This window comes from Roseomonas sp. TAS13 (assembly GCF_001950415.1).
In the GTDB taxonomy this organism is placed as follows: domain Bacteria; phylum Pseudomonadota; class Alphaproteobacteria; order Acetobacterales; family Acetobacteraceae; genus Roseomonas; species Roseomonas mucosa.
The window spans coordinates 1-989 of the sequence record NZ_BDLP01000707.1 but is presented as its reverse complement, the minus strand read 5'-3'; the positions used below and the strand labels follow the sequence as shown (position 1 = coordinate 989).

Genomic DNA, 989 nt, shown 5'->3' with positions numbered 1-989 from the left:
GCCATCACCAGCCAGTCCGCCCGCCGCTCCAGCCGGATCCCTCCCCCGCTGGCCTCAATCGCCGCGACCAGCTGGTCGGTCAGGGTGAGGATCGAGAGCCGGCCGAGGTCGACCCGTTGCCGCCGCACCATCTCGAGCAGGAAGTCGAGCGGTCCTTCGAAGCCCTCCACGCTCAGATGCGGGGCGGCCTCGCTTGCGAGGGGGCGGCCGCCCCTCCCCTCCCCCTCCCAGCCCTCGATCTCGAGGGTGGCGGCTTCAGACACGGGCGCTCCGCCCAGGCCGGGCCGGCTTGGCCGTCCGACCTGGCCCCTCGCGGTCCGCCCCGGCGCCCCGACTCACGGCGCGTCCCGCGTCCGCGCCCGGCGCATAGTGCGGCTGCAGGCCGAAGGCGAGATCGGGTGAGGCCCGGCGGAGCCGGGCCACGGCCTGCCAGGGCGACCAGTCCGCCGACCAGAAGCCGACCCGCCACTGGCCCATCTTCTTCTTCCGCCCGTCCAGCGTGCTCGGCAGCACGGCGGCATGGCGGAGCGGACGGGTCGTTCCCCAGTGCGCCCGCAGCCAGTCGCGACTGGCGCCCTCCTCCGGCCCGAGGGCGAGGATGGCGGCGGGGATCGGCAGCAGCCGGTGCAGGTCGAAGGGGCAGGAGCGGTCGGTCGCCATCCGGGCCAGCGCCCGCTGGTGGTTCAGGGCCACCGCTTCGCGGAGGCGCCGCGCCAGCAGCTTGGCCCCGGCGAGGCTGATCGCCCGCACCCCGTCCGGCGGCCCGGCCATCGGCAGTAGGAACTCCTCCTCGAGGGCGTCGAGGTCGAGCGTCCACGGGATCACGCCCGGACCGGCCGCGGCCGCCTGGAACGGCGCGACCGCCTCCGTGGGTCCGCTGACGGTCAGGGTGTTCCACAGCCAGTCCACCGGGACCGGGGTCGGCTGCCAGGGCCGCTCGGGCGGGTCGGGCTCCGGGCGGGGGACGGCGCGACCCCTCCCCTCCCCCC

At 76.3% G+C, this 989-nt stretch carries 2 pseudogenes; both read right to left on the bottom strand.

What is annotated here, in order from left to right:
• Positions 1-263, bottom strand: a pseudogene (locus ROTAS13_RS25005) (hypothetical protein); the annotation flags it as partial.
• Positions 256-989: pseudogene (locus ROTAS13_RS25000) on the bottom strand (hypothetical protein); the annotation flags it as partial. The pseudogenes ROTAS13_RS25005 and ROTAS13_RS25000, both read right to left, overlap by 8 nt.